Genomic DNA, 25,900 nt, shown 5'->3' on the forward strand with positions numbered 1-25,900 from the left:
CGCCCCCAATGGGGGCGTTTTTTATTGATACTCAAAGACGTAATAATTGGGCTCAAAGCGACAGAGCATTCCCCGCGCCGCTTTTACCGGCGGACCCAACTGGTTGTTGGTGCGAAACAACAGCCGATAGTGCCCATCGATCGTGTGCAGGCATTCGGTGTCGTCGTAGCTGTTTTTGTGCTGTGCGTCGAGCCGCTCGTAGGTCGGCTCGACATAGTTGTATTGCAGTAAAGGTAAAACGACCAGATAGTCGCCTCTGGCAATTTTGTTGGGCTGATTGCTCTTAAGAACGCTGTAGGGAGAGTAGGGATCGGTGATATTGAACTTATAGAAATCATTCTCGGGCTGGTCAGTTTTTACATCAAATTGTCGGGAAGTTAAACCTTTGTACTGCAGAAACTTGATGAAACTCCAGTACGCTTCGTAGCCGCTATTCTTGTTCAAATTCAAGAAGATATTGACTCGTTTTCCTTTGGCTCTACTGCGAACGTCCTGGACCAGATAATTTAACATAGGGTCGTAATTGGATGCTACGTACTTGTACTTGTTCAAGGTCGATGGCAGCGATTTTGGAAAAATCTGTGTGGGATTGCTCATCAAGACGAATACCAGCGCAATGACAGCATAGGAGAACTGCACCTTTTGAACCTGATTCTCGCAGCCAGGTTTGAAGTTATAAGCGAGAGCGGGCATTATTGCAATGTAGGCAGGCTGAAGGTAGTATTGCCCGGCTATCGCCAGCTTGAAGTAGACGAGAATATAGATGAGGGCTGCCAGGAGGAGCGAGTCGTAGAAACTATGAAACTGTGCTCTTCGCGTTGTGATAGCCACCACTCGGATGACCAGCAGGGGAAGCAAGAACAGAAATAGCAGTGGATCGCTCTGAAAAAAGCTAATGACCTGCTGTATAAGATCCTGATTGTGTATTGTCGCGGCATAATTGAGGGGACCGCGCTGCAGATACACGAACACAAAGTACAGTAACCCGTAGATGCCTGCACTGATGAGCAGGCTGCCGTCGAGCCACTTGGCAGCCAGGGCCGATGTTTTCCAGCTGCTTACCAGATGCAGCAGCGCAAAGCTTCCCAGCATCAGGAAGACGGGTTCCTTGTAATAAAGGGCAATGCTGGCGCAGAGGAGAGCAGTGCCGAAAGACAAAATCTTGTTTTTGTCTTGAAATTTGAAATAAAAGAAGAGAAATATCGTAAACCAGAAGATCACGCTTCGCTCGCCCACAAAGGGTCTAAACAGTGCAGTAATAAAGCCAGGCGTGGTGATATACAACAGCAAGATGGCGTACTGCAGCGCAACGTTGCGAGTTGCTCGCTTGAGGATCTGCAGGCTGAGAAACGAAAAGATAAGCAACTGCAGCAGATGGTAGGCAAAATAGAAAACAGGCGTCGCCGGCAGTAGTCGGGTGATGACGTTGTACTCGAATCCCAGCAGTGGACAGAAGCGGGAGATGTCTGGAACGATAAACGGCGGCAAGAATTTGCCGACCTGGGTCGTCTCAAGAAACTGGTAATCGTCGATAGGATTGAAGTGGGGGTCTGCCAGAAGCTGATAGCTATAAACAGCGAGAGTTGCGTAGAACAACAGTTGCAAAATGATCTGAAAGGGTGCTTTCTTCAACAGCATTGCTACCTGATTGGAGACATCTACCCGGCGGGGCAGGGCGAGCACCCCCCTCCAGGCACAGTTCCAAATTGTAGAGCAATTCCACTTTTTTCGTGGCTACCGATCGACGGCCCAGGGGACGAGCAGGCGAAACAGTCCCTTGAAGGCGGCGTCGATGGCCAGGCCAATCAGGCCGATGAGCAGGATGCCGACGAAGATTTCGTCGGTCTTAAGAAAGCGCTGGGAGATGAGGATGCGGTAGCCCAGGCCCGAGTTGGCGGCGATCAGCTCGGCGACGACCACAAAGTTCCAGGCGGTGGCGATGTTGATGCGCAGGGTGTCGATGATGTTGGGCAGAGTGGCCGGGAGGATTATCCGAAAAAAGGCATCGCGCCGACCGGCTCCGAGGGTATAGCTGACTTTGAGCCAGTCGGCGGGCACGAACTTGACGGCGTCGGCGACCATCAAGGTGTTGTAGAAGAAGCTGCCGATAAAGATAATCGCGATCTTCGCCGGTTCGTCGAGGCCGATCCAGAGGATGATAAGCGGAATGAAGGCGGCGGCGGGCATGTAGCGAATCAGCCCCAGCATCGGTTCAAAAAGTCCTTCGATAAATTTGAAGGTGCCGATGAGCAGCCCCAGCGGCACGGCGATCGCCGCCGAGAGCAAAAAGCCTGCCATCACCCGCGAGATGCTCGCAAGCGAGTCGTTTACCAGATCGCCGCTTTGGGCAAGGCGCAGGGCGGCCTGCCAGACCGACAGCGGCGTCGGCATAAACAGCGCATCGACGTGCCCGGTGGTACTGAGCACGATCCAGGCTCCGAGCGGCACCAGGATCGAGAGGCAGACCGCAAGCAGGTACAGCCGCCGGGGAATATCGGCGCGCACCGCCCAGAGTGGGGAGGGGCGGCTTCGGGATCTGGAGCGGGCAGTTCCAGGGGCAGTGGGCGAATCGAGGGCGGGTCTCATTGGGCCTCCTCGGCAAGGGGGGAGTGGGAGCGCAAAAGATCGCGGATCTGCTGTTCGATTTGCTGAAAGCGGGGCGTGCGCTTGCAGGCGAGGGAGCGCTCCCGGCCCAGGGGAACTTCGATCTCGCGGGCGATGCGCCCCGGTCGGGCCGACATCGCATAGATGCGGTCGGCCAAAAACACCGCCTCCTCGACATCGTGGGTGATCATCAGCACCGTGATCCCGCTGCGGCAGACCACCGAGTACAAAAATTCCTGCAGTGTCTCTTTGGTCTGGCAGTCGAGGGCACCAAAAGGCTCATCCAGAAGCAAAATCTGCGGTTCGTTGACCATGGCGCGGGCGATCGCCGCCCGCTGTTTCATGCCGCCGGAAAGAGCCCTGGGCAAACTGTCGGCGAAGCGGGTGAGGCCCACGATCTCGATGTAGCGATCGACCCGCTCGCGCCGCTCCGCCACTCCGACCCGGCGCAATTTGAGGCCAAATTCGACGTTGCCGCGCACGGTGAGCCAGGGGTAGAGCGTGTAGTTCTGGAAGACCATGCCCCGATCAGCTCCCGGTCCCTCGACGGGGTGGCCCGCCAGGAGCACTTCGCCCGCCGTAGGTTCCTCCAGACCGGCGACAATATTGAGCAGGGTCGATTTGCCGCAGCCGGAACTGCCCACCAGGCAGACGAACTCGTTGCTTTCGACGCGCATCGAGATGTCGTCGAGCACCAGCAGTGGCCCGCTGCGGGTCGCAAAAGATTTGCTGAGCTGGTAGATTGCGAGAGTGGCAGTCATGACGGGTTCGAGCGAGCGGCAAGAACAAAGCGGGGATCGATGAGGTTATCGAGATCGGGAATCGCCTGGATCTGGCCCTGGTCTTTGAGAAAGCGCGCCAGCAACCGCATCGAGCCCAGCAGGTAGACGGGGCTATTGGGGTTGGTAAGCATGTCGATATTGGTGGCCAGATCCGCAAGGCGAATGCCCTGCAGGTAGGTTTTGACCTCGCTGGGCTGGATTTTGATCTGGCGGGCGGTGATCGCGTAGCCTTCGTCCGGATGAGCCTCAAGGTAGGCCAGACCCCGCAGGACGCCAGTGACAAATGCCTGCACCTTCTCAGGGTAGATTTTGATATAACCCGCATCGAACAGGTAGATGTCGCTGATCGCCGATGGCAATCGCGAAGAATCGAAGAGGATGCGACCGTCGGGACGCGCCCGGTTAGCTGCCCCCAAAAAAGGAGCGTAGCTCACCGCCGCCTCGACCTGACCGCTGCGGTAGGCGGCGGCAGCGGCATCGGGGGGCGTGTTGACGATTGTCACATCCTGGCTGCCGAGGCCCGCCTGGGCCAGCACCTGCAAAAAGAAGAAGTGACTCACCGAGCCATATTCGAGGGCCACCTTGTGCCCCTTGAGATCGGCGATGTTACCGATGTGGTTGCTGGCCAGCAGGCCGTCCGCCCCAAGCGAGCGGTCCACGACCATCACCACCCGAAAATCCTTGCCCCGCGCCTTGAGATCTACTGCCCCGGCGGTCACGTCGGCAGCGGCCTCCACCCGGCCACCGGCAAAGGCGAGGGTGCCCTGGCCGGGAGACGGGAAGGTGCGCGCCACCAGATCGAGGCCCAGCGGTGCAAAGAAGCCTTTCTGAGCAGCAACGTACAGCGGCGCGTAGCCGACCCAATCGACGATGCCGACGGTGGTAGCGACAGGGCGGGAAGTGCGCGCCTGACCGGCACAACCGGTGAGCGCCAGCCCGGCCAGGGCGAGGACGCGGCGACGGTCCCAGCGGCTTTTTGAAAACATCCGCGCAGCTTCAACAAAGTTACGCCCCATCGTGCCACCCACCTCCGGCGTGTTTAGTGCCGTAAACTACGAAGCGGCGGCGCTCCAGGGAGTCAGTGCTGTTCGCCCTCGACGGCGACACCGGCACCACTGCCCAGATTAAAGGCGCGATGGACCGCCTGCAGTGACACTTCGGCCAGGGCGGCATCGACGATGCAGCTTACTTTGATCGTCGAGGTCGAGATCATCTCGATGTTGGTGCCCAGAGCGGCGAGGGTCTCGAACATCCGCGCCGCCACACCGGGGGTGCCGACGATGCCCGCACCGACCAGGCTGAGCTTGGCGACCGTATCGCGGACGACGACACCGCCGCAGCCCTCAAAGGTCTGGCAGAGCGCAGTGAGAGCACGCACCGCCGCTTGCAGCGCGCCGCGATGGACGGTAAAGCCGATGTCGTTGGTGGCAAGCCCGCGCTGGGACTGAACAATCATGTCTACCGGTATGCCTTCATGAGCGAGGCACTGGAAGATCGCAGCAGCTACCCCCGGCTGGTCGGGCACCTGCAAGATGGCGACCTGGGCCTGATTGGTGTCGAGGGCAACGCCCCGCACTGCCTGGACGGGCGCTCTGGCGATACTGACGACCGGGGCGGCTTCGTAGATAGGTTCGCGCAGGTTGAACTGGCGGCAGAGGGCTGCCCCGGCGGCCTCCGCCTGGGATCCGGCGATTACACAGCTGAGGCTGGTCTCCGAAGTCGAGATCATCTGGAGGTTGATGCCGACTTCGGCCAGCGCCTTGAACATCTGCACGACCACCCCCGGACGGCCAATGATCCCAGCCCCCCGGATGCTCACCTTGGTCGGGGCCGGATCGACGATTACCCGGCAGTTGCCCAGTTCGGCAGCGGCAGCTTCACTTGCGGCGATTGCGGCGCGCAGATCGGAGCGCTGAACGGTAAAGGCGATGTCGTTGGTGGGCTGCCGGGCGTTGGGATGGTGGATCGATTGGATGATCAGATCCACATCGATCCCGGCGCGGTACAGGTAATTGAACAAAGTTGCAGCGACACCGGGCCTGTCGGGCACCTGCAGGAGGGCGATCTTGGCCTGATTGTTGTCGATAAACACGGCGTCTACCGGTCGCTCGGTCTCAAGGTTGTCGATCGCCCGTGGCACCGGCAGAGGCGGCGAGAGCACGGCGGTACCGGGGGCATCGCTCCAGCTTGAGCGCACCACCAGGGGCACCGCAAAGTTGCGGGCAAGCTCGACGGCGCGCGGATGGAGCACCTGGGCACCGAGGCTGGCCAGTTCCAGCATCTCCTCGCTGGTGATTTCATCGAGCAGAGCAGCGTTTTTAACGAGCCTGGGGTCGGTGGTGAGCACTCCGGGCACATCGGTATAGATCTCGCAGCGGCTGGCGTTGAGCACGGCAGCCAGGGCGACGGCACTGGTGTCGGAGCCGCCCCGGCCCAGGGTCGTAATCTCCCAGAACCGACCGTGACAGATCCCCTGAAAACCCGCCACCACGACCACGTAGCCCGCCTCCAGCAATTCGGCGATCCGGCCTGTGTGAATGCGCAGGATGCGCGCCCGCGTGTGGTTAGGCTCGGTGACGATACCCACCTGGGCTCCGGTAAGTGAGACCGCCCGGCAACCCAGAGCGTGCAGCGCCATGCTCAAAAGTGCCACGCTCTGCTGTTCGCCCGTAGTAAGGAGCATATCCAGCTCGCGCAGGTCTGGCTCGCAGTGCAGTTCGCCTGCCAGCTTCAGCAGGCCGTCGGTGGTGTGGCCCATCGCCGAGACAACCACAATCAGGTCGTGTCCCTGGCGGTGGGTGCGCTCGATGCGCTCCGCCACCGCCCGCATCCGCTCGACCGTCCCCACCGACGTACCACCGTATTTTTGAACGATCAGACCCACGCTCGACGCTCAATCAGTCCTAACGAGTCTATCGGTTGGTATCGGGCCGCACAAGCGACGTTTCAAGGGCAGCAGCCCCCAGAGCGCTCCACACTCAGCCCTGCACCTCGTTGGTGCCCATCGCTTCAAACCGGCACTCCCGCTTCTGTGCCCAGTAGCCAGAGGTTGAACCTGTATCGACGACGTACCCGATATAGAGGTGTATAAGCAATTACAGGCAACTATGCTGAGGGTGTGCTAAAGAGTACAGGACAGTGAATGGTTCAGTCTGTGTTAGCTCAAAATCCCTCTACGTTGTCAAAAGCAGTTAATAAGCTACCCGAGAGGTTCGAACATCTCGATGGTCTGCGCGGTCTGGCTGCTCTGTTCGTCGTTCTGCATCACGCTTATATAGATGTCGATTCGCCGCAGCTGCCATCTGCGCTCATCTATAGCTCACAATGGTTGCACTATGGCCACTTCTCGGTGGCCATCTTCATCGTCTTGTCGGGTTATTGTCTGATGTTGTCGGTGGCTCGAACGCCGGATTACAGCCTTCCAAAGGGACTGTTCCATTACTTCAAGCGGCGGGCAAAGCGCATCCTGCCGCCCTACTACGGCGCATTGTTGCTGTGCTTGCTCTTGATTGCTGCAGTTGACGGCCTCGGGCATTTCGATCACACGATCTGGGACAATTCCTTACCAGCTTTTAGCCTCGAAGCGCTGCTGCCGCATCTGTTACTTATCCACAATTTCAGCGCCAATTGGGTCAAAAAGATCGATTATCCGATGTGGAGTGTGGCACTGGAGTGGCAGTTTTACTTTCTTTTTTCACTGGTGCTACTGCCGCTCTGGCGTCGTTTTGGCCCTCTGTTTGTCATGTTTTTCGCTTTTGTCGTTGGCTATATCCCGCTGTATTTTTTGCACGGTTATCTGGAGTGGAGTTGTCCGTGGTTTCTCGGATTGTTCGCTCTGGGGATGGTGGCGGCAGCGATCTCGGTACAGCCGGGCTTTGCGGCCTGGCGCAAGAATATACCCTGGGCAGGGATCAGCCTGCTGCTGGCACTGGCAGTTGGGGCGATGGGTGCGCTCTTTTCTTTCTGGTGGGTACTTGATCGTCTGCCCCTTATCGATCCCCTCGTGGGCCTGGCAGCGGCCTGTCTTCTGGTAGCCTGCAGCAGTCCCTCTGCTGAGCGAATGGCTGTGCTGAAGGTGCTGCGTGCGCGCTGGCTGGTGGCCTGTGGGATGTTTTCTTACAGCCTCTATCTGGTTCACGCACCGATTCTGGCGATTGTGCGCCTTGGGCTCAAGCCTCTGGCTTTGACGCCTGTGCAGTGGTTCTGGATGTTGCCGTCGCTCGGGACGATTTGCGCAACGGCTGTCGCCTGGTTGTTTTATCGAATATTCGAGCGGCCCTTTTTGAATTTATCGCGCTGAAGTAAGCATGACCTGCGAGACCACCGAGCAGGCCGGCTTTTTGGAGCTGGTCGTTCTTTTGCTTTTGGGTATTTTCTAAAACCGTCCCCACCCCTCCACACCCCCCCTGCCCCCCGCTCTCCTCCCCTGCCCCGCCGGGCAGAGGAGAAGAGGGGGGGTTCACTGTAACTGGGCTGCAAGCAGGATAGGTAATGATAGTTGCAAGCTTGTCTTCCCTGCAGGGAAGGGGACCGGAGGGAGCCTTTAGCAACCTTCTACGCGCACAAGCTCAGGAAGCGTATGTGTTTCTATGGATACCAAAAAAGAACAGAAAACAGGACAAGAAGCAGCCAGCCAAGCCGAATACTACAGCTCAAGTATTCCAGTGATGTGTTTGGTCAGAAAATTTGTACACCGCCTAGAAATTGCCGGAAGGTGGCGACCTGCTCCTTTGAGGGCGGTTTGGGCCAGTCGGCAAAAAACATTACCAGTTGGGCCGGGACCGGTGCGCCGATCCAGTGAACGGTGCGCCCGGCGCTGCCGGTAAACTGGCATTCGACGCCGTTCTGGCTGTCGAGGACGAAGCGGTTGCTCTGCTTGAGGACCAGACCCTTCGGCACCAGGGCGGCTGCCCGGTTGCAGAGGGCTTTTGCCTCGGCGGGGCTGAAAGGAGGGGCATTGTGCAGTTTGCGATCGAACTGGGCACCGGTGCTGATCGTCACGGACTTGTCCGGCGGCACGAGGACGAAGTGGACCGGCCCTGGGGTGGTCTGTTTGGTGGTCTGGAAGTACGGCGGCGGAGTAAAGGAGACCGATAGATCCTGATCGATCACCTTCCCGGCCCAGGCCGGTTGCGGGTTCACCGCACCCAGACAGCTGCCCAGTCCCACGGCCAATTGCCACCAGCGCATCGATGTTCTCCTGACTCCAGAATTCAGATTAAACCGTCTGGGGCCAGAGGAGAATTCAGTCCTGGTTTTCTTCGATAAAAGCCTGCACGGTGGAGAGACTGCGGGTCAGCGAATGCATAAAGGCCATCTTGACGCGGGCCTCGGTGGCGCTGAGCGCCCGCCCGTCGCGCTCGACGATCACCAGTTGCCGAAAATAAACGTGGTAGGGGGATTCCGCTGCCGCTTCAAGCTGGGTGAGCACCTGCAGTGGCTCCAGGCGCGCCTCGCGCAGGTAGTTGATTTCAAGCCGTGCGACCACCGGTAGAATTTTGCCCGGATTCTGGCGGCGAAAGTGGTGCGACAGCCAGGCCCACCGCCCCGCCTCCATGTACTCTAAAAAAGCGGCGTAGTTGACATGGCCAAAGCTGTCCAGGTCGTTCGGACGCACCGGCAGGGTGATCGAAATGTCCTCGTAGGCCACAGCACAGCGCTCGTTCAGCCCCTCAATCCTACGAGAAAGCATCGTCTGTCCGGAAGCCGCTATACTGCAACGTGTTTACCCACAGCCGCCCCCGGCGATGAAAAAAACGATCCTCGTCCTGTTGTTGCTTTTGGTGGCTGCCCTGCCGGTTCGGGCGAATCCCCTGCAACCGTTTGGCACCCAGCGCGAGCAGGCCGAACGGCAGCAGCAGTGGCTCTCCCGGCGCATCGAAACTGTGCTGCCCCAGTTGATGCGCCGCTATGGCGTCGATATGTGGGTGATCCCGATGCGCGAGTACAACGAAGATCCGGTCTTCAGCGCTCTGGTGTCGCCGACGACTTTCTCCGCCCGCCGCCGGACGATCTATGTCTTTTTTGATCGTGGCCCCCGGCTGGGGATCGAACGCCTTGCCCTGGGCGGCGGTTCCCAGGGCGGTGTCTATACGGCAATGCGCTCCGAAAAACAGGTAGAAGGGGCGACGGGCACCCGCTCAGCCGAGCTGTGGGGCGACGAGCAGTGGCTGGCTCTCAAAGACGTGATCGAACATCGGCAGCCGCGCACGATCGCCATCGACATCTCGCGCACCTTTGCCTTCGCCGACGGCCTGAGCGCTGGGGAGTACGAGGGGATGAGCGAAGCGCTCGGCCCAAAATGGACGAGCCGTTTCAGGCGGGCCGAAGGTCTGGCGGTGGACCTCATCGCCAGTCGGCTGCCGGAGGAGGAACCGTTCTACCGCCAGCTCAACGAACTCACCTGGCAGATGATTCAGACCGCCTTTTCAAGCAAAGTGATTGTCCCCGGCCTCACCCGCACCAGCGACGTGGTCTGGTGGATGCGCCAGTTCATCGCCGAGCGCGGCCTGGGGGTCTGGTTTCAGCCCACAGTCGATCTACAGCGGCAGGGAGCGACGGAGGAGCAGTTGGGCGAAGACCCGGTGATTCAAAAAGGTGACCTATTGCACTGCGACACCGGCATCGTCGCCCTCCGATTGCAGACCGATACCCAGCATCTGGCCTACGTCCTCAAAGACGGCGAGAGCGATGCCCCAGCCGGATTAAAGGCCGCCCTCGCCCACTCCAACCGCCTTCAGGACATTGTTCTAGCTGAGATCCGGCCCGGTCGCACCGGCAACGAGGTGCTGAGAGCCGCCCAATCGAAGATGCGCGAGGCCGGCATCGACGGCACGATCTACTCCCATCCGATCGGGCTTAACGGCCACGGGGCCGGGCCCCTCATCGGCCTCTGGGATCATCAGGAGGGCGTGAGTGGCCGGGGCGATCATGCGGTGATCGGCGGTGAATGGTTCGCCGTCGAACTGCAGGCGACGACGCCGGTGAGCGAATGGGGTGGTCAGCGGGTGCGATCGGCTCAGGAAGAGGATATTATCGTCGATGCTGCCGGCAAACCGCGCTGGGCCTACCAGCGGCAGGACCGCTTCTGGCTGGTGCGCTAGGTACTGAGACAAGTACAGTCAGTATATGTTCTGTCTTCCGGCAGAGGACTGACTCTGCCTGGCGTGGTGTAGTAGAAACGGAATCTTTCATTCAAAAGCCAGGCTACCGCCCTATGGAACCAATCCGCATCGTCCTTGTCGAAGATCATGATCTGACCCGCGCTGGCCTGCGCATGGCTCTCAGTCAGTATCCCAACGTCAAGTTGCTCGCCGAGGCATCTACGGGCGAGACGGGCGTCAAGCTCATCGAGCAGATGCGCCCGGATCTGGCGATCGTCGATGTCGGGCTACCCGGCATCGATGGCGTCGAGGTGACCCGCCGCGCCAAGGCGGAGTTTCCAGAGCTGCTGGTTTTGATTCTCACCATGCGCGACGATGCCGAGACGGTGCTCGCCGCCTTTGCCTCGGGGGCTGACTCTTACTGCATGAAGGACATCGCCTCCAAAGATCTGCTGGGTGTAATCGAGAAGACCCACGAGGGTACCAGCTACATCGACCCGGCCATCGCCGGTGTCGTGCTCAACGACCTGCGCTCGCGCTCCGCCCACTCCGCTACCGGTGGCCGCCAGACCTCGATTCAGGCCGCCGATCCGGAGCTGACGCAAATTCTCGAAGCTTCGCCCCTCACCGAGCGCGAACTGGAGGTGCTGCAGCTCATCGTCAAGGGCCACTCCAACGAGGGCATCGCCCAGGAACTCTACATCACTGTGGGCACCGTCAAAACCCATGTCCGCAATATCTTGAGCAAGCTGTGTGCCGACGACCGTACCCAGGCGGCGGTGCTTGCCCTGCGCTCTGGACTGGTACGCTAGACCTCGCTTGCCGGACGCTTAAAAAAAGCGCGCCAGGCGTAATGCACGAGCGTGCTGGAAGTCGAAAACAGCAAAAAGCCGTTCAAGGGATGGAGCACATTCAAGGGCGGACCGAGGTGAATCGTGAGAAACTGTAGGCCGAGCAGGACCGCAAGCCCGATGCTCAAGCCCAGAATCTTGCGGCCAAAAGGCTCCAGTAGTGCCCAGCCGAGCAGCAGGATCGCAAGGCCACCGAAACTGTGCACCAGTAGCACGTGCAGGTTCCACCAGCCGGGCTCCTGAAAGACGGCGAGCCCGACGCTGATGAGCTGAGCGATCAAAAACAGATTCAACAGCACAGCCACCACCAGAAACCCGCCCTGGCTCCAGCGGCTGGGGAGGCGTTGTTGTTGCAAAATCTTAGAAGCTGCCATTCTGATACCCAATCACCAGAACCACCCTAAGCGCTGCCTGGCTCTCCGGCCAGTCCTCGAAAGGGTACAGTTTATAGCCTTCCAGGCAACAGGGCCATCGGGCAACGGTAGGTGAACATCCTCGTTCAAGCAAGCAGATCTCGCTCCAAAAGCAGAAGACAGTTGCTAGATTTCCCACAGTTTGCTCTAAGTTGGGGAAACCTAAGGATTGGCATAGAAGCTAAGTGCTCGTTATTTTCAGGCACGCCTGCGGTGCATTCATTTTTCTACCCCCTCCAAAAAGGCTAGACAGCCTTTCGGACAGGAGAAGCGTCGGTAAAGAAGGCGACGGCCAGCTCGACTTCGTGGGGGCTACCTAGAATCAGCGGCACGCGCTGGTGCAGCGAGGTGGGTTCGATGTCGAGGATGCGCTCGCTGCCGGTACTGGCCCGCCCGCCCGCCTGCTCGGCGATGAAGGCCAGCGGCTGTGCTTCGTAGAGCAGTCGCAGCTTGCCCTTGGGCTTGGCCACGGTGCCAGGGTAAAGAAAGATGCCCCCGGTGAGCAGGGTGCGGTGAAAGTCAGCGGCGAGCGAACCGATGTAGCGGGCGGAGTAGGCTTTTTCGCCCCGCGAGCGGGCCTGCTTGAGATAGTCGATAAAGGCACCGACGGCGGGTTGCCAGTCGCTGGAGTAGGCGTCGTTGATGCTGTAATACTCGCCGCGCACCGGAATCTGGATATTCGGGTGCGAGAGGACAAATTCGCCCAGACCAGCGTCGAGGGTAAAGCCGTGGACCCCCTGGCCGCTGGTGTAGACAAGCATCGTATTTGGGCCGTAGAGCACGTAGCCTGCCGCCACCTGCTCGGTGCCTTTTTGCAACAGGCCGCTCATCTGGTCGTGGGCCGCCGGGTTACGCCGCTGCACCGAGAAGATCGAGGCGACCGAGACGTTGACATCGATGTTGCTCGAACCATCGACTGGATCGATGATGAGGGCGTAGCTGCCCAGTGGACAGCTATTAGAAAGAGGCAGCGGATCTTCGAGTTCTTCGGAGACGAGCAGACAGACGAGGTTGGTGTCTTTGAAGACGCGAATAAACGTCTCGTTGGCGTACTGGTCGAGGTGGCGGATCTGCTCGCCCTGGACATTCGTCTCGCCGGTAAATCCCAGGACGTTTTCGACCAAGCCGGCTTGAGCCAGCTGGCGGGAGATCAGCTTGGCTGCCAGGCTGATCTGGACCATCAGGCCGCTGAATTCGCCGCTTATTTCGGGTTGCTGCACCTGCTGGGTCAGGATGTGCTGGTAAAGGGTAATGCCCTTCGAAAGCGGAGTGAGAGAAGAAGTGTTCATCGCTAGAACTGGCGCAAAAAACGCCAGTCGTTGGTGTAAAAAAGGCGGATGTCGCTGATGTCGTAGAGGAGCATGGCGATGCGCTCGATGCCCATGCCCGCCGCAAAACCCTGCACCTTTTCTGGATCGTAGCCCACGGCCTGAAAGACATTTGGATCGACCATGCCACAACCGGCGATCTCAAGCCAGCCGGTGTGGGAGCAGACGCGGCAGCCCCTGCCTCCACAGAAGCGGCACTGGACATCGACCTCCGCCGACGGTTCGGTAAAAGGAAAGTAGCTGGGCCGAAAGCGCACGGGCCGATCGCCGAACAGCTCCTGCGTAAAGAACGTCAGGGTGCCCTTGAGATCGCCGAAGGTGATCTCCTCATCGACGGCGAGAATCTCGACCTGGTGAAAGACCGGCGAATGGCGATTGGTCACCTGGTCGCGGCGGTAGACCCGTCCGGGGGCACAGATGCGGATGGGCGGCTCGTTTTCCTCCATGTAGCGAATCTGGACGGAGGAAGTCTGGGTACGCAGGACCAGCCCGTCGCTCAGATAAAACGTGTCCTGCATGTCGCGGGCCGGGTGGTCGGCAGGTGTGTTGAGCGCCTCGAAGTTGTAATAATCTGTCTCGATCTGGGGGCCGGTGGCGACGGTGAAACCTAAGCCGACGAAGACATCGACGATTCGATCGGTGGTGGAGGTGAGCGGATGCAGCCGTCCGGGCGGCACGAAGCGGCCCGGCATCGTCACGTCGATGTGCTCGGCTTCCAGACGCCTGGCAATCTGCTGTTCTTCGAGATCGAGCCGCTGGGCTTCGAGCGCTTCCTCGATCCGGGCTTTGACTTTGTTGGCGAGGGCACCGACAAGCGGACGCTCCTCGGTGCTCAGACGGCCCATACCTCCCAAAATCGCCGAGAGCCTGCCTTTTTTGCCCAAAAAATCGACGCGGATGCGCTCCAGTACATTCAGATCCGCCGCACTGTGGATCGCTCCCAGTGCCTCAAGTTGCAGTGCGTCAAGTTGATCTTTCATCGTGGGCTCATCCAGGCACCTGAACAATCTTATCGTGCCCCATGACCGCCTGAGCGCAGTGGTAGGATGGGAAAGCTTGTGATCAAAAGCGGTCCGGGAGCGGAGGGTGTGCCCTGCAGGCTCGGACGAGACCTGCAGAAATTCGCACCGATAGGGAGACACAGGAATGGCGAAGCGCCGCAACCAGAAAAAAGAAAAAGCTCTGCGCAACCGGGCCAACGCCCGCAAGTACCGCAAAAAACAGATGACTGGCCGCTACAACCGGCGCTCCGGGCCGGGAGGCGCTTTCGAGGACAACGATACCGGCGCTCAGGCTCCTTGATCGACAGTTTTTAAGCAGCGATGGAGCGGCACTGGATAGCAAGATGGGCGCTCGTGCTGTTCCTGCTGGGGGGTATCCAGCTACCGCTCGTTGCCCAGACGCCCCCGGTACTCATCGACACAAATTTGCCGAGCGGCAACCTGAGCCAGGCGTATCGCTACACCTTTCAGGTGGTAGGCGGCACCGCCCCTTTTAGCTGGTCGGTGAGCAACGGCAATCTGCCCAGCGGCCTCAGCCTCGACGGTACGAGTGGGCGCTTGGAAGGAACGCCCAGTGCGACGACCGTCGCAACTTTCACCGTCCAGGTCCAGGACAGCAACGGTCAGACCGCCAGCCGCACCTTCAACTTGATCGTCACCACCAGCGGTTTTCAGCTGCAGCCGACCGCCGCAGAACTGGTACTTCTGCAGGGGCGCACCGCCAGTCTGCAACTGCAGGTGATTGGCCAGCCCCAGACCAACAACCCGATCGGCTTCAGTCTGCTCAGTGCTCTGCCTGCCGGGGTGGTGGCGAGCTTTGAACCGGCACTTTTAAGCGGCGGCGACAGCAATGTCAATTTTGTAGCGGCGGCGGATACGAGTGCGGCGGCGGGTGTCTATCCCCTGCGCGTCTCGGGGGTGAGCCCGCCCGATAGCCAGTACGCCTCTTTTAATCTGATCGTCCGGCCACCGCCCCCTGAGATCGCAGGCTTCAGCCCACCGGGAGGACTGCCGGGCACCAGCGTTACGGTTCGCGGAACGCAGTTGCAGACGGCAACCGCCGTTACTATTGGTGGCCTGCGCGCACCATTTACGGCCTCCGGCCCCAATCAGCTGCAGTTGAGCGTGCCGCGCGGCGCGAGGACTGGCCGGATCGTCGTCGTCACCCCCGCCGGAAGTGCCACCAGCGCTACGGACTTCCTCGTTCCGACCTTTGCCCTCAGTCTGCAACCGGGGGTGGCAACAGCACAGCCCGGTAGCCAGGTGCTGCTCAAGCTCGTCGCCACCGGCCAGGTCAACAATCTTGTCAACTTGAATGTGATCAACTTGCCCGACAGCTGGAGTGCCCAGTTCAATCCGAACTATCTCGACAGCCAGCACCGGCAGGCCAATTTGCTTCTGCAGGTACCGGCCACCTCGCCCCTCGGCAACGCAGCGATCACCGTGAGCGCGGGCATCGTCCAGGCAGCGGCGACCGTGCAGGTGCTGACTGCCCCGCCCCGGCTCACCCGGCTTTTTCCGGTGCAGGGTCCACCCGGAACGGTGATCACCCTGTCGGGCCAGAATTTTCAGCCCGGCCTGCGGCTGCGCCTCGGTGCTCTCGAACTACCCATTTTCTCGATTAGTAGCAACCGCGTTCAGGCCCAACTGCCAGACGGTGTGGCGAGCGGTCGCATTCAACTTGTCAACCCCGACGGCCAGACGGTGAGCACCAGCACGGTCTTCGCTGTCCTGCCGCGCACTGGCCCGCCGGTCCTGCCGCCGCCATAAAGTAGAATAGGTGCGAAATAGAACCGCTCCGGTCCTATTTTGTATGCAGCACCTGGAAGGTGGGTTCCATTTATGAATCAGGTTATTTATCTCGACAATCAGGCCACCACCCCGGTCGATCCGGCTGTGCTGGAGGCGATGTGGCCCTACTTTACCGAAAAGTTTGGCAACGCAGCGAGCCGCAGCCATCCCTACGGCTGGGAAGCAGAAGAGGCGGTCGAACTGGCGCGCACGCGGGTTGCCGCTGCCCTGCACGCCGATGGGCGGGAGATCGTCTTCACGAGCGGTGCCACCGAATCGAATAATCTCGCGATCAAGGGGGTGGCCGAGGCGTACCGCCAGAAGGGCAACCACCTGATCACCGTGAGCACCGAGCACAAGTGCGTGCTCGACAGCATGAGCTTTCTTGAACATCAGGGCTACCGCGTCACCTATCTACCGGTCAGCGCCGGGGGGCTGATTGACCCGGCCCAACTGGCGGCGGCGATCACCCCCGAGACGATTTTGATCTCGGTGATGTTCGCCAACAACGAAATCGGTGTTCTGCAACCGGTGGCCGAAATTGGCCGGATTGCTAAGGCGCACGGCGTTGTATTTCATACCGACGCCGCCCAGGCGGTGGGCAAGGTGCCCATCGATGTGCAGGCACTGGGGATCGATCTGCTGTCGATTTCAGGCCACAAGCTCTACGGTCCCAAGGGCATCGGTGCGCTCTACGTGCGGCGCAAAAATCCGCGCGTCAGCCTCACTGCTCAGATTCACGGCGGCGGCCACGAGCGGGGGATGCGCTCGGGTACCCTGGCGGTGCCCCTCATCGTCGGTCTGGGAACAGCCGTAGAGCAGGCCGTCGCGAATCTATCTGCCGAAGCTCCGCGCCTGCGCGCCCTGCGCGACCGGCTACTTGAGCAGATTACAGGCCGTCTGAGCGGTGTCATCGTCAACGGCTCGCTCGATGAACGCCTCGCGGGCAACCTCAACCTCGCCTTTGCCGGCGTCGAGGGAACGGCGCTCCTGATGGGGCTGGCCGACACGGTCGCCCTTTCCTCCGGCTCGGCCTGTACCTCGGCGTCCCTCGCCCCAAGTCACGTGCTGAGGGCTCTGGGCCTCGACGACGAGTTGGCCCACGCCTCACTGCGCTTTGGAATTGGCCGCTTCAATACGGAGGCCGATATCGAGCGTACCAGCGCTAAAGTGGTGGAGGTGGTCAACCGCCTGCGCGAGCTGTCACCGGCCTGGGAAGCTCACCTCAACCGGCAGGCCGTCGCAAGTTCCTAAATTGAGCAATAGCAATGACTAGCAGCAGCACGACTACTCCCCGCCGTCTACCCAGGCGCGGTATCCAGATGACCGAGAACGCCCTCGCCGAGGTGCGCCGCCTGTGCGAAGGCCGAAGCGAGGATCTGATCTTGCGCGTCGGTGTCAAGGGCGGCGGCTGCTCCGGGCTCACCTACACGATGGACTTTGAGGATGCCGCCAACATCGGCGAGCGCGACGAAGTCTTCGACCACGACGGTTTCAAACTGGTGAGCGACAAAAAGAGCCTGCTTTTTTTGTATGGCCTGGTGCTCGACTACAGCGACGAGCTGCTGGGCGGTGGCTTCCAGTTCAACAATCCCAACGCCGAGCGCACCTGCTCCTGCGGCAGTTCCTTCTCAGCCTAGGGCGTGCGTGCCCCCCGCTTGCTGATCGAACCTGACCAGATTGAGGGCAAGTGCGCCCAGCTCACGGCTGCGCAGGCGCGCTATCTAAGGCAGGTGCTGCGGCTGCGCAACGGGGCAAAGGTGACGGTGGCTAACGGTCAGGGCCAGCTCTGGCAGGCGGTACTGGCGGGGGAATTTCTGCAGCTGGCCGGACCTATCGCCGCTGAGCAGACCGAACTTGCGACGATCGCGACGATCGCCTGCGCTGTGCCTAAAGGCGATCGCTGGGACTGGCTGTTGCAGAAGGCGACCGAGCTGGGGGTAGGGCGCATCGTGCCGCTCATCGCTGCCCGCTCGGTGGTCCGCCCGGATGCTGCCCGCCACCGGCGCTGGCAGGCGATCGTGCGCGAGGCCGCTGAGCAGTCGGAGCGGCTAATCTTGCCGGTGATCGAGCTGCCCGCCGATTTTGCTGCCTTCGTCGCCACCTGCCAGGACGAGGTGCGGCTGGTGTGTACGGCCCGTGGCGGGCGGCCATCGCTGCTCCGATTTCTGCCGACTCCCCGGATCACCCTCGTCTTTGGGCCGGAGGGCGGCTTCGAGGAGGCGGAGGTTGCTCGTGCCCGCACCGCCGGCTTCGCTGAATGTGGCCTCGGAAAACGCATCTTGCGTGCCGAAACTGCTCCGCTGGTGGCGCTGAGTTGGCTCGCCGCCTGGGATGAAGGGCTGACTGAGGACGCTTGACGCTCTCCCCATGCAGGTGCCACGATCGATGTAACGAGAATTTACAAACCGCCTGAGGTTGCCCGATGCTTGTCCCCTTCGATCCTGACCGCGCCGATTCTAACGGCGAGCGACCCACCGAAAACAAGTTGCAGCGCTACCTGCAGCGGCAATCGCCCGAGTTGCTCGCTCAGATCGCCCAGTCGATTACCCCCGAGGTGCAGCAATTGATCGCAGGCAACATCCAGGGCCTGATGGGCTCGCTGCCCAGTACCCAGTTCAGCGTCCAGGTCACCACCAACCGCGATAGCCTCTCTTCGTTGCTCGCTTCGGCGATGATGACCGGCTATTTTTTGCGCAACGTCGAGACGCGCATGGAACTGGAAAGCCAGCTCAACTCGGCCATCGGTGAAGCTGAAGAATCGTAGCAGCCCGCCACTACCTGTGTGCGCCGCTAAAATCCCCCCTTCTTTTTCCTAAGAAGGGGGGATTTTTGTGGACAGAATCAGGAGAACAAATCCCGAAACGCTCCAGGTGTAGTTATATGCATCCGCTGCATAAGGAGTTGCTTTTCAGAGGAAGAAGGAGTCTGGCCCATTACTCAACCCAATTGGCCAACCTCTGTTGATTTTCCCATCAATCAGCGGAAGCGGAGCGGACAGCCTTTTGTCAGGCAGAAGGGGGGCAGCGCAAAGTGAGTTAGAGCACGCCAGTTTCCTTGTCATTAAGGCCAGGATAGTCATCTTCATCGGTCGAAAGTAAAGTGGAACCTTTCGCCCAGGTCAATAACGAAATCAGGAAGGACTGATAGCCGACGTGACGTCTTTGCGCTTCGTCCTTGAGCCACTTGAGCAGTTCTCCGGGCATCCGAATGCTGATGAGAAAGCGTTCGTCGGTTTTAGCTGCTTCAAGGGTTTCATCGAGACTGGTACGCGGTTTGTAGGCAAAACGTTTCCAGACGTGGCGGTAACGATAGATCGTGCTCACCGAGAGCTGGGTTTCGGCGGCAAGTTCACGAACGAGTTGGCTGCTCTGCATCGGCAGCGCGTTCTTCTTGTGGAGTGCTTTGAGAGCACTCTCAATTTTGTCCTGGTTTTCCATGATCTGCTGATTTCCCTCCGGGATCATAGCTTGCTGTTGCAAACTATACATCAAACATAGCGGACTTCAAGAAAAACTGGTGGGCGATTTTTGTGACTTTTTATCGCCAGAACGCCAACAGGCTGTGAGCAGCGTCAGCGATGATCCCGTCCGCTCCCCATTCTATCAGTATATTCATTTCGGCAACAGAGTTGACAGTCCAGGGTATTACCAGCAAACCAGCGTCCTTTGCCCGAAGGACAGCGGCCCGATCGAGGGACTGGTAAGCCGGGCACCATATTTGGGTCTTCAAATATCGAGTATCGGCAAGCAAATTGATGGGTGTATGGGCTGTCAGTAAACCCGTTTGCAGAGCACTCCAGTGTTGGCTGATCGTCTGAAGTGCCCGAACTGTAAAGGACAGAACAATTACATTCTCACAGAAATGCCAGCGCTCGACGGCCTCGATGAGACTTTGCTCAAAGCGATCCGCGCCGGGGCCAAGCCAGAGCGGGTCATAAAATGGCGTGCGCTTTATTTCAAGAAATAGACGCAGTCTTTGCAGATAATCTGTCTGCTCTGCCCCCAGACTGGCGTAGGCTCTCAACAGCGCAAAGACCTGATCGAGGCTCGGCGGTGCAAAGATGCTGCGGACATTTCTCATAATCTCCGGTGCAAGCCTGCCGGTATAAAGTGGCCCTTCTTCCTTGAACTGGACCGTTACCAGGCTGCAATCTGCGATGTAATTATCTTGAATTGCTGACAGAGTAAGACTGCTCCAAAATGGGGGATCAGCAGGCAGGGAAGCTGTCCTGAGCCTGCACTTGCCGGGAAGTGGGCCTGGATCGTGGCTGATAATTACCTGGCTATCTCTACTCAGGTAGAGGTCCAGCTCGATGCCATCGACGCGCAGGTCGAGAGCCTTCTCGATCGCAGGCAAGGTATTTTCTGGAACCAGAGCGCTTGCCCCCCGGTGGGCGATGATCAGTGGCCGCTTTTCAGGTAGGGGCGAGGGCATTGCCGCGAATGAGCGAACCGAGGGTCTTGAGGGTGATCTTGGCCTGGACGAGGGGGTTGGCGGGCACGACCGTCTTATAAAGGTAAGAGTCGAAGGTGAGCCGCTGCACGTCGCGGTCGGCGCACATCTCGACGAACGCCTCGCGGGTGGCGTCGCTGCGATAAAAGACATCCTGGAGAATCGAGAGTACCCGGTAGGTCAGGCCGTACTGCTTGTCCCAGCGCTGGACGTACTGCTGCAATTGGGCCTCTGTGGGCAATCTGCCCCCTTCCGCCGCCTCGACGATCGCCTGGGCGGCCATCCGCCCTGACTTGGCCGCAAAGTAGATGCCCTCGCCGCTCGATTTGGTAACATAGCCGGCGGCGTCGCCCACGAGCATTACCCGCTCGACCACTCGCCGGGGACGGGAGCGCTCCGGTAGAGGGTGGGCTTCGATCTTGATAATCTTGCCTCCGGCAATCTTGTCGCCGGCCCGCGCCCGGAGCGCCTGTTGCATCCGGCGGATGCCGTCCTTGTTGGGAGACATCGTGCCGGTGCCGACGGCGACGTGGGTCGATTTGGGAAAGATCCAGGCATAAAAGTCGGGTGAGACATCGAAGCCCAGATACATCTCAGCCCGGTCCTCGTAGTAGGCCATCTTGTCCGGCGGCAACTGGATGCGCTCTTGAAAGGCGATGGCGTAAGGCACTTCGCCCGCATCGATGGTCTTAGCGATCTTGGAATGGAAGCCGTCGGCTCCGATCACGATGTCGGCGCTGAGGGTGTGGGCCCTGCCCGCCTTGTCGCGGTATTCGAGGGTATAGGGCGTGCCCCGCTTCAACTCGGTAAAGGTACCCTCGATCAGGTGGGTGCCCTGTTTGGCGGCGCGGTTGCGCAAAAAGCTGTCGAGCACCTCGCGGCGGCACATGCCGATGTACTCGTTCTGGTTGGTGAGCGAAATATCGACGGCGTGGTTACTGGGTGAGATCATCGACATATTGCGCACGCGCCGGTCGATGATCGACTCAGGCAGGTCAAATTCATCGACCATACACAGCGGGATCGCCCCGCCGCAGGGTTTGGCGTTGGAGAGGTTCTTCTCGATGAGATAGGTCTCAAAACCGGCCTGGGCGCAGACTTCGGCGGCGCTCGAACCGCCCGGTCCTGACCCTACCACTGCTACTCGAAGTGTCACCGGCCTCTCCTTCTCGTGCGCGAAACAGCTGACTTGGAGCGCATCTTAACACGCTCAGTCAAATTTTTCGGGCGAGGCGAGGGGGAAGAGGCGTTCTTTGAAGAGCAGATCGAACCCGGTAGTGGGGGCCATTTGCCGGACGGTCTGCTCGATACCGAGGGTGCGCAGGATGAGGCGCAGGGCGTCTTGACCCAACAGCGAGGCGAGGGGGCTGGATTCTTGGTCGATAGGTTCAAAAGTAACGGAATCGGGGGAGAGCTTGGCTTTGTCGGCAGCCAGGGCAAGGGCCGTATCGAGGCCGCCCAGGCGATCGACGAGACCTAGCTGTTGGGCGCGCCGACCGAGCCAGGTGCGGCCCTGGGCAATTTTTTCGAGATCGGCGACGGGTTTGTGGCGGCCCTGGGCGGCGAGGCTCACAAAGCGCCGGTACTCGAAGAGCAAGCGCTCATCGTAGCCCTGGGCTTCGCTGGGGCTGAGGGGGCGGAGGCCGATGAGTTCGTCGGCGTGGGCACCGCGCTTGAAGGTTTCGGGGGTGAGGGCGAGGTTGCTGTAGAGCTTCTGGAGATTGGGCACTACCGACCAGATGCCGATCGATCCGGTCTGGGTCGAAGGTTGAGCGACGATCGCCGTCGCGTCCATCGAGATCCAGTAGCCGCCGCTTGCCGCCGAATCGCCCATCGAGACGATCACGGGCTTTTTGGCGCGCAACTTCTCGACTTCGCGGCGCACAAGGTCGCAGCCGATCCCTGCCCCGCCGGGAGAATCGACCCGGAGGACGACGGCTTTGATCTCGTCGCGGCGGCCCGCTTCCCGCAGCGCTTTGATCAATGGTTCAGAACCCTGGGTCGGTCCATCGGAAAGCGGGTTGGGGCTGCCGCCATTGCCTGAGACGATGAGACCCTGGGCGACGATGAGCCCAACTTTGTTAGCTCCCACCGCCAGTCCCACCGAGGCCGGGGCCACGCGGGTGTAGTCGGTGGCGCTCACGGTCTGGAGGTTTTTGTCTGGGTCGCTGCCGGTCTGCTTTTTAAGCTGGCTTTCGACCTCGTCCCAGTAGGCCACGCCGTCGATGAGCCGGTGGCTCAATGCCCACTCAGCCGAAAGGCCGCTCGCATCGACGAGCCCCCGGACTTCGGTGACTGGAATCCGGCGGCCCGCTGCGACGGCAGCGACGAAGGTCTCGAACTGTTCGCTCAAGTTGGCGTTAATCATCTCCTTGACCGGCTCGCTGAAGGCGACGCGGCCCAAAGATTCGCCGCTCTGGGACTTGTACTTGCCGTAGCGAAAGTACTGGACGCCGATGCCCAGTTTGGCGAACAGTCCCGGATAGTGGCTGGTGGAGTTGACCAGGCCGTTCATCTCGAAGATGCCGCCGGGAGGCATGTAGAAGCGGTCGAAGGCTAGGGCCAGATAATAGAGCCGCTCGTTCATCAGCTCGGCATAACCGGTGACGGGCTTGCCGCTCTTGCGCAGGGCAACCAGGGCGTCGCGCAGCTCTTCTGTCTGGGCCCACCCCAGGGCAGCACCGTCGATGCGCAGCAGGACAGCCTTGATTCGGTTGTCCTTTGCCGCCTTCTTCAGATCCCCCAGGAGGTCTTTGAGAGTAAGGGTGTCGCTGCCCAATAGTCCCGAGAGCAGATCGCTGTTCGCCTTCTCCGGTAGATCGCCTGCGAGCTTAATTTCGAGAACCGAGTTGTCTGCAATCTGGGGACCGCGATTGAGCAGGACGAGTCCCACCAGACCCACCAGCACCAGTACCAGAAAAAGCCCGCCAAACACCGCCAGAACGCGCACCAGCCAGACGCCGACTTGCCTGAGAATGTTCATCTTTTGCTGCCAACCGTCAGCGCGATTCTAACAAAGCTTTACTGTTGATCCCTGGCCGGATCCTTATCCTTTGGCTGATTGCGCAGCCGCCAGACCCAAAAGCTCAAAGCGGCCAGCACCAGGGCAAAGGCGATCGTCAGCGGCGTCTGAGCCACCAGCGGATAGTGAACGCCCGTTCCCAGCGTATGGAGCAGAGCCAGAAAGGCGACGAAGAAGACGCCCTGGTGCAAGCTCTTCCAGGCTCCCTGCAAAAGGCGCACCGAAAAGTTGTTGCTCGTGAGCGCCAGGGGCACCATCGCAAGCAGGGCGAATATACCGAGCATCACGCCAAACTGCATGTCTCGCGGCAAAAAGAACATCCCGTCCAGACTGCCCCCCAACACATGCACGATCTGCGACCACGTGTGCAGCAGCGAAAAAGCAAAGGTCAAAAGCCCCAGATAGCGCCGCTCCTTGAGCAGACCCGGTAAGAAGCGGCTGAGAGGCCGGGCCGCCAGAGTCAACCCGAGACAGACCAGCGCCAGATGCCCCTCCACCTCGCTCAACCGCTGCTGCACCAGATGGTCACTGCTCTGCAAAAAGCTGGCAGCGACAAACCCGAGCAGGCTCGCCGTCAGAAGCCACGTAAGTTTGCGGCCATCACTCATCCGACCGGGGGAGAGGTCTACCCCGGCAGGCTCGCGTTGCTCGATCGGGCTGGTCGATTCTTTGGACATACAGACTCGAAGGCTTCCTCTTTACGCTACTGTGCAGCGGCAGATCCGCAGCCGTTCTTAAGACAGCTTTTAAGTCGTCTGACTCGTCTTGTCGGACGGGGTTGACAGTGTCCCTCAATTATTGTTAAGTTAAATTACAGGTAGTTTACAAAGCTTAATGGAGTTGCCCATGTTTTCGGCGAACGCGATGCCCCAGCTCAAGGATGGCCGGGTTGAACTGGATCTCGAGTTCAAGAGCTTCTTTGTCAATCTCGTCGAGCGCAGCTACCGCGAGGGTCTGTCCCTTGTGCGCATCAAGGAGGACATCGCCACCGTGCGCCGCGAACTGGAAGTAGCGGGCCTGGCGGAGATGCCGCTGGAGCAGTGGGCGGAGGAGGCGATCTTTGCCCTCAAGCGCCGCGAGAACCTGCCCTTGCGGGCCGTCGATGCGAATGCAAACCTGGCGGTCTGCAAGCTGTGCGGCAAGGTTGGTCCCTACCGCGAGACCAACTGCGCCTCCTTCTGCCCCTACGGCATCTGAAACACGACCCCACGGACACTCAAGCACCCAGGGCAGGGTCAGAGACGACCTTGCCTTTTTGTTGAGCGCTCCCTGAGCTTTCAATCATCTGCCGGACGGCACGCCCTCGCCCTCAAATACGGCTGAGGGGCGCAACAGCAGCATGAAACGCAGCGAAGAACTCTTGATTCTTCAAATCAAGAAACCTTGGTAATTGTTTGAGGTTTCTGTTGGTGAAGAATTAAAGCTTTTAGCGGACCGGACCCCAAATTGGCCACTGGGTTTCAATAGGATAGGAAGCGAATAGTCGGAACCTCGCAAGCTGGCGCAAGCGGCTCTGCTCCGTCTAGTCACATTCTTATTGATAAAAAGAGAGCACCCATGCAAGATTCGTTCGTGTCCGTCGAACCGGTGATCGAGTGCGGTCCCGCCGATCTTGACCTCGATTTCAAAGTATTTTTCATCGAACTGGTCGAACGCAGCTATCGCCAGGGCCACCCGCTCGATCGGATCATTGCCGACATTCAGACAGCTTGCTGTCAGTTGGGTGTGCCCGGTCTCGACGAATTGCGCTTTGTGCAGTGGGCCGAGCAAACTTTCGAGCAGCTCGAAAAGCAACAATCACAGCCGCAGAGTGCTCTCAATGTCTGCCATCTGTGCGGCAAGATCGCTCCCTACCGCGAGAGCAACTGTGCCTCCTTCTGCCCTTACAGTAGCTAATCACTTTGCGCAGCTTTAGAGCTTTTCGCCGCTGAGCACAAATGTCGGATCGAGGGCGACAAACGCCTGCTGCGCGCCGCGCCGCTCAAGGCGACAGATGGCCGCCTGTACGACTTCGACCTGGCGGGCCTGCAACTGGGCAAAGCCTTCGGTGATCTGATAGAGCCCTTCGAGGGTCGAGGTCACCGCTACCACCCTGCCGCCGGGGCGCAGTCTGGACCAGACTGCCGCCAGAACCGCCGGTAGAGACTGGCCGCCCTCGATGCAGACGCGATCGGGATCTTCTACCAGTGCGTTCAGGCACTCCGGGGCGCTACCGCGCCGCACTTCGACGCTGGTGATCGCAAACTTGTGGCAGTTGCGCTCGATCAACTCCGCCACCTCCTCGTCGCGCTCGATCGCCACGATCGGCGCGCTCGGGCAGAGCAGGGCCGCCTCGACGGCGATCGTGCCGGTCCCCGCACCGATATCCCAGAGTACGGCCCCACAGTGCAGCCGCAGCTGCGAGAGCATCAGCACCCGCACCTCCCTTGGACTGAGGGGAATGCCCGGAATGCGCTCGAACAGCTCGTCCGGGAGGCCAGGTGTGGAGTAGGGCCAAAGCGAATCGGAACTTGCCAACTGATTCTTGCTCGGCGGATCGCCCACTAACCT

Annotated in this window: 27 protein-coding genes; 11 read left to right on the forward strand and 16 right to left on the reverse strand. The window is 59.9% G+C overall.

Features of this window, described 5'->3' with window-relative positions:
• Positions 1-21: 21 nt before the first annotated feature.
• The 5 genes from GKIL_RS16760 to GKIL_RS16780 form a co-directional block, all read right to left on the reverse strand.
• The gene (locus GKIL_RS16760; RefSeq protein ID WP_144080418.1) at positions 22-1,488 is read right to left on the reverse strand and encodes a hypothetical protein; all 1,467 of its coding nucleotides are present in this window, start codon (positions 1,486-1,488) and stop codon (positions 22-24) included.
• A 246-nt stretch (positions 1,489-1,734) separates the two neighbouring features.
• The gene (locus tag GKIL_RS16765) at positions 1,735-2,586 is read right to left on the reverse strand and encodes an ABC transporter permease (protein WP_023174977.1); all 852 of its coding nucleotides are present in this window, start codon (positions 2,584-2,586) and stop codon (positions 1,735-1,737) included.
• Complete coding sequence (locus GKIL_RS16770; protein ID WP_023174978.1) at positions 2,583-3,365, reverse strand: ABC transporter ATP-binding protein; 783 nt, start codon at positions 3,363-3,365, stop codon at positions 2,583-2,585. Before GKIL_RS16770 ends, GKIL_RS16765 begins: the two co-directional genes overlap by 4 nt.
• On the reverse strand, positions 3,362-4,372 hold the full coding sequence (locus GKIL_RS16775; RefSeq protein ID WP_041244018.1) for an ABC transporter substrate-binding protein: 1,011 nt from the start codon (positions 4,370-4,372) through the stop codon (positions 3,362-3,364). Before GKIL_RS16775 ends, GKIL_RS16770 begins: the two co-directional genes overlap by 4 nt.
• A gap of 92 nt (positions 4,373-4,464) precedes the next feature.
• A complete protein-coding gene (locus GKIL_RS16780) occupies positions 4,465-6,270 on the reverse strand; it encodes an aspartate kinase (protein ID WP_023174981.1) in 1,806 nt (601 codons plus the stop codon).
• 258 nt (positions 6,271-6,528) lie between these two features.
• Between GKIL_RS16780 and GKIL_RS16785 the strand changes: the two genes are divergently transcribed.
• On the forward strand, positions 6,529-7,686 hold the full coding sequence (locus GKIL_RS16785; protein ID WP_023174982.1) for an acyltransferase family protein: 1,158 nt from the start codon (positions 6,529-6,531) through the stop codon (positions 7,684-7,686).
• Positions 7,687-8,063: 377 nt separating this feature from the next.
• On the opposite strand, the gene GKIL_RS16790 is transcribed toward GKIL_RS16785, so the two are convergent.
• Both GKIL_RS16790 and GKIL_RS16795 read right to left on the reverse strand, forming a co-directional pair.
• Positions 8,064-8,576: a hypothetical protein gene (locus GKIL_RS16790; protein WP_023174983.1), complete on the reverse strand. Its 513-nt coding sequence runs from the start codon at positions 8,574-8,576 to the stop codon at positions 8,064-8,066.
• Positions 8,577-8,631: 55 nt separating this feature from the next.
• Positions 8,632-9,078: an acyl-CoA thioesterase gene (locus tag GKIL_RS16795; protein WP_023174984.1), complete on the reverse strand. Its 447-nt coding sequence runs from the start codon at positions 9,076-9,078 to the stop codon at positions 8,632-8,634.
• Positions 9,079-9,133: 55 nt separating this feature from the next.
• Between GKIL_RS16795 and GKIL_RS16800 the strand changes: the two genes are divergently transcribed.
• A complete protein-coding gene (locus GKIL_RS16800; RefSeq protein ID WP_023174985.1) occupies positions 9,134-10,489 on the forward strand; it encodes a M24 family metallopeptidase in 1,356 nt (451 codons plus the stop codon).
• Positions 10,490-10,602: 113 nt separating this feature from the next.
• Entirely contained in the window at positions 10,603-11,301 is a 699-nt protein-coding gene (locus GKIL_RS16805) for a response regulator (RefSeq protein WP_023174986.1), read from the forward strand.
• Here GKIL_RS16805 and GKIL_RS16810 read toward each other — a convergent pair.
• The 3 genes from GKIL_RS16810 to pheS all read right to left on the reverse strand — a co-directional run bounded on the left by GKIL_RS16810 (position 11,298) and on the right by pheS (position 14,061).
• Positions 11,298-11,714, reverse strand: a complete 417-nt coding sequence (locus GKIL_RS16810) for a DUF6220 domain-containing protein (RefSeq protein ID WP_023174987.1) — start codon at positions 11,712-11,714, stop codon at positions 11,298-11,300. The two genes, GKIL_RS16805 and GKIL_RS16810, sit on opposite strands and share 4 nt — an antisense overlap.
• Positions 11,715-11,998: 284 nt before the next feature.
• A complete protein-coding gene (gene fbp / locus GKIL_RS16815; RefSeq protein WP_023174988.1) occupies positions 11,999-13,042 on the reverse strand; it encodes a class 1 fructose-bisphosphatase in 1,044 nt (347 codons plus the stop codon).
• A gap of 2 nt (positions 13,043-13,044) precedes the next feature.
• Positions 13,045-14,061 (reverse strand): phenylalanine--tRNA ligase subunit alpha, encoded by a 1,017-nt coding sequence (gene pheS, locus GKIL_RS16820; RefSeq protein ID WP_023174989.1) that lies wholly within the window; start codon positions 14,059-14,061, stop codon positions 13,045-13,047.
• A 166-nt stretch (positions 14,062-14,227) separates the two neighbouring features.
• Here pheS and GKIL_RS24930 point away from each other — a divergent pair, with 166 nt between their 5' ends.
• From GKIL_RS24930 to GKIL_RS16845, 6 genes are all read left to right on the forward strand, one after another.
• Positions 14,228-14,383: a hypothetical protein gene (locus GKIL_RS24930; RefSeq protein WP_023174990.1), complete on the forward strand. Its 156-nt coding sequence runs from the start codon at positions 14,228-14,230 to the stop codon at positions 14,381-14,383.
• A gap of 20 nt (positions 14,384-14,403) precedes the next feature.
• Positions 14,404-15,852, forward strand: coding sequence for an IPT/TIG domain-containing protein (locus GKIL_RS16825; protein WP_023174991.1), 1,449 nt, complete (start codon positions 14,404-14,406; stop codon positions 15,850-15,852).
• Between the two features lie 72 nt (positions 15,853-15,924).
• On the forward strand, positions 15,925-17,127 hold the full coding sequence (locus tag GKIL_RS16830) for an IscS subfamily cysteine desulfurase (RefSeq protein ID WP_023174993.1): 1,203 nt from the start codon (positions 15,925-15,927) through the stop codon (positions 17,125-17,127).
• Between the two features lie 14 nt (positions 17,128-17,141).
• The gene (locus GKIL_RS16835; protein WP_023174994.1) at positions 17,142-17,513 is read left to right on the forward strand and encodes a HesB/IscA family protein; all 372 of its coding nucleotides are present in this window, start codon (positions 17,142-17,144) and stop codon (positions 17,511-17,513) included.
• Between the two features lie 3 nt (positions 17,514-17,516).
• Positions 17,517-18,233 carry an RsmE family RNA methyltransferase gene (locus GKIL_RS16840; protein WP_023174995.1) on the forward strand — a complete coding sequence of 239 codons (717 nt, stop codon included), beginning with the start codon at positions 17,517-17,519 and terminating at the stop codon, positions 18,231-18,233.
• A 65-nt stretch (positions 18,234-18,298) separates the two neighbouring features.
• A complete protein-coding gene (locus tag GKIL_RS16845) occupies positions 18,299-18,640 on the forward strand; it encodes a DUF760 domain-containing protein (RefSeq protein WP_023174996.1) in 342 nt (113 codons plus the stop codon).
• 271 nt (positions 18,641-18,911) lie between these two features.
• On the opposite strand, the gene GKIL_RS16850 is transcribed toward GKIL_RS16845, so the two are convergent.
• The 5 genes from GKIL_RS16850 to GKIL_RS16870 are packed head-to-tail and all read right to left on the reverse strand — an operon-like array spanning position 18,912 to position 24,027.
• On the reverse strand, positions 18,912-19,355 hold the full coding sequence (locus GKIL_RS16850) for a hypothetical protein (RefSeq protein WP_245595859.1): 444 nt from the start codon (positions 19,353-19,355) through the stop codon (positions 18,912-18,914).
• A 58-nt stretch (positions 19,356-19,413) separates the two neighbouring features.
• Positions 19,414-20,310, reverse strand: a complete 897-nt coding sequence (locus GKIL_RS16855; protein WP_023174998.1) for a glycerophosphodiester phosphodiesterase family protein — start codon at positions 20,308-20,310, stop codon at positions 19,414-19,416.
• Positions 20,291-21,484 (reverse strand): geranylgeranyl reductase, encoded by a 1,194-nt coding sequence (gene chlP / locus GKIL_RS16860; protein WP_023174999.1) that lies wholly within the window; start codon positions 21,482-21,484, stop codon positions 20,291-20,293. The genes GKIL_RS16855 and chlP overlap by 20 nt, the downstream gene beginning before the upstream one ends.
• Before the next feature lie 54 nt (positions 21,485-21,538).
• The gene (gene sppA, locus GKIL_RS16865; RefSeq protein WP_023175000.1) at positions 21,539-23,311 is read right to left on the reverse strand and encodes a signal peptide peptidase SppA; all 1,773 of its coding nucleotides are present in this window, start codon (positions 23,309-23,311) and stop codon (positions 21,539-21,541) included.
• A gap of 38 nt (positions 23,312-23,349) precedes the next feature.
• Complete coding sequence (locus tag GKIL_RS16870) at positions 23,350-24,027, reverse strand: ferric reductase-like transmembrane domain-containing protein (protein WP_023175001.1); 678 nt, start codon at positions 24,025-24,027, stop codon at positions 23,350-23,352.
• A 169-nt stretch (positions 24,028-24,196) separates the two neighbouring features.
• Here GKIL_RS16870 and GKIL_RS16875 point away from each other — a divergent pair, with 169 nt between their 5' ends.
• Positions 24,197-24,547: a hypothetical protein gene (locus GKIL_RS16875; RefSeq protein WP_023175002.1), complete on the forward strand. Its 351-nt coding sequence runs from the start codon at positions 24,197-24,199 to the stop codon at positions 24,545-24,547.
• Between the two features lie 360 nt (positions 24,548-24,907).
• Positions 24,908-25,246: a hypothetical protein gene (locus tag GKIL_RS16880; RefSeq protein WP_023175003.1), complete on the forward strand. Its 339-nt coding sequence runs from the start codon at positions 24,908-24,910 to the stop codon at positions 25,244-25,246.
• 15 nt (positions 25,247-25,261) lie between these two features.
• Here the strand turns inward: GKIL_RS16880 and cbiT are convergent, their stop codons facing one another.
• Positions 25,262-25,867: a precorrin-6Y C5,15-methyltransferase subunit CbiT gene (gene cbiT / locus GKIL_RS16885; protein ID WP_041244935.1), complete on the reverse strand. Its 606-nt coding sequence runs from the start codon at positions 25,865-25,867 to the stop codon at positions 25,262-25,264.
• Between the last annotated feature and the right edge of the window lie 33 nt (positions 25,868-25,900).

The sequence above is a fragment of the Gloeobacter kilaueensis JS1 genome (assembly GCF_000484535.1).
Classification (GTDB): Bacteria; Cyanobacteriota; Cyanobacteriia; order Gloeobacterales; family Gloeobacteraceae; genus Gloeobacter; species Gloeobacter kilaueensis.

What these genes read in the sequence shown, in the direction of transcription:
- GKIL_RS16770 (WP_023174978.1), bottom strand. Translation starts at nt 3,365, where the DNA reads ATGACTGCCACTCTCGCAATCTACCAGCTCAGCAAATCTTTTGCGACC.
- fbp (WP_023174988.1), bottom strand. Translation starts at nt 13,042, where the DNA reads ATGAACACTTCTTCTCTCACTCCGCTTTCGAAGGGCATTACCCTTTAC.
- GKIL_RS16810 (WP_023174987.1), bottom strand. Translation starts at nt 11,714, where the DNA reads ATGGCAGCTTCTAAGATTTTGCAACAACAACGCCTCCCCAGCCGCTGG.
- GKIL_RS16785 (WP_023174982.1), top strand. Translation starts at nt 6,529, where the DNA reads ATGGTTCAGTCTGTGTTAGCTCAAAATCCCTCTACGTTGTCAAAAGCA.
- GKIL_RS16805 (WP_023174986.1), top strand. Translation starts at nt 10,603, where the DNA reads ATGGAACCAATCCGCATCGTCCTTGTCGAAGATCATGATCTGACCCGC.
- GKIL_RS16775 (WP_041244018.1), bottom strand. Translation starts at nt 4,372, where the DNA reads ATGTTTTCAAAAAGCCGCTGGGACCGTCGCCGCGTCCTCGCCCTGGCC.
- GKIL_RS24930 (WP_023174990.1), top strand. Translation starts at nt 14,228, where the DNA reads ATGGCGAAGCGCCGCAACCAGAAAAAAGAAAAAGCTCTGCGCAACCGG.
- GKIL_RS16800 (WP_023174985.1), top strand. Translation starts at nt 9,134, where the DNA reads ATGAAAAAAACGATCCTCGTCCTGTTGTTGCTTTTGGTGGCTGCCCTG.
- GKIL_RS16790 (WP_023174983.1), bottom strand. Translation starts at nt 8,576, where the DNA reads ATGCGCTGGTGGCAATTGGCCGTGGGACTGGGCAGCTGTCTGGGTGCG.
- GKIL_RS16765 (WP_023174977.1), bottom strand. Translation starts at nt 2,586, where the DNA reads ATGAGACCCGCCCTCGATTCGCCCACTGCCCCTGGAACTGCCCGCTCC.
- sppA (WP_023175000.1), bottom strand. Translation starts at nt 23,311, where the DNA reads ATGAACATTCTCAGGCAAGTCGGCGTCTGGCTGGTGCGCGTTCTGGCG.
- GKIL_RS16835 (WP_023174994.1), top strand. Translation starts at nt 17,142, where the DNA reads ATGACTAGCAGCAGCACGACTACTCCCCGCCGTCTACCCAGGCGCGGT.
- GKIL_RS16830 (WP_023174993.1), top strand. Translation starts at nt 15,925, where the DNA reads ATGAATCAGGTTATTTATCTCGACAATCAGGCCACCACCCCGGTCGAT.
- GKIL_RS16875 (WP_023175002.1), top strand. Translation starts at nt 24,197, where the DNA reads ATGTTTTCGGCGAACGCGATGCCCCAGCTCAAGGATGGCCGGGTTGAA.
- GKIL_RS16825 (WP_023174991.1), top strand. Translation starts at nt 14,404, where the DNA reads ATGGAGCGGCACTGGATAGCAAGATGGGCGCTCGTGCTGTTCCTGCTG.
- GKIL_RS16870 (WP_023175001.1), bottom strand. Translation starts at nt 24,027, where the DNA reads ATGTCCAAAGAATCGACCAGCCCGATCGAGCAACGCGAGCCTGCCGGG.
- GKIL_RS16880 (WP_023175003.1), top strand. Translation starts at nt 24,908, where the DNA reads ATGCAAGATTCGTTCGTGTCCGTCGAACCGGTGATCGAGTGCGGTCCC.
- pheS (WP_023174989.1), bottom strand. Translation starts at nt 14,061, where the DNA reads ATGAAAGATCAACTTGACGCACTGCAACTTGAGGCACTGGGAGCGATC.
- GKIL_RS16845 (WP_023174996.1), top strand. Translation starts at nt 18,299, where the DNA reads ATGCTTGTCCCCTTCGATCCTGACCGCGCCGATTCTAACGGCGAGCGA.
- GKIL_RS16855 (WP_023174998.1), bottom strand. Translation starts at nt 20,310, where the DNA reads ATGCCCTCGCCCCTACCTGAAAAGCGGCCACTGATCATCGCCCACCGG.
- GKIL_RS16795 (WP_023174984.1), bottom strand. Translation starts at nt 9,078, where the DNA reads ATGCTTTCTCGTAGGATTGAGGGGCTGAACGAGCGCTGTGCTGTGGCC.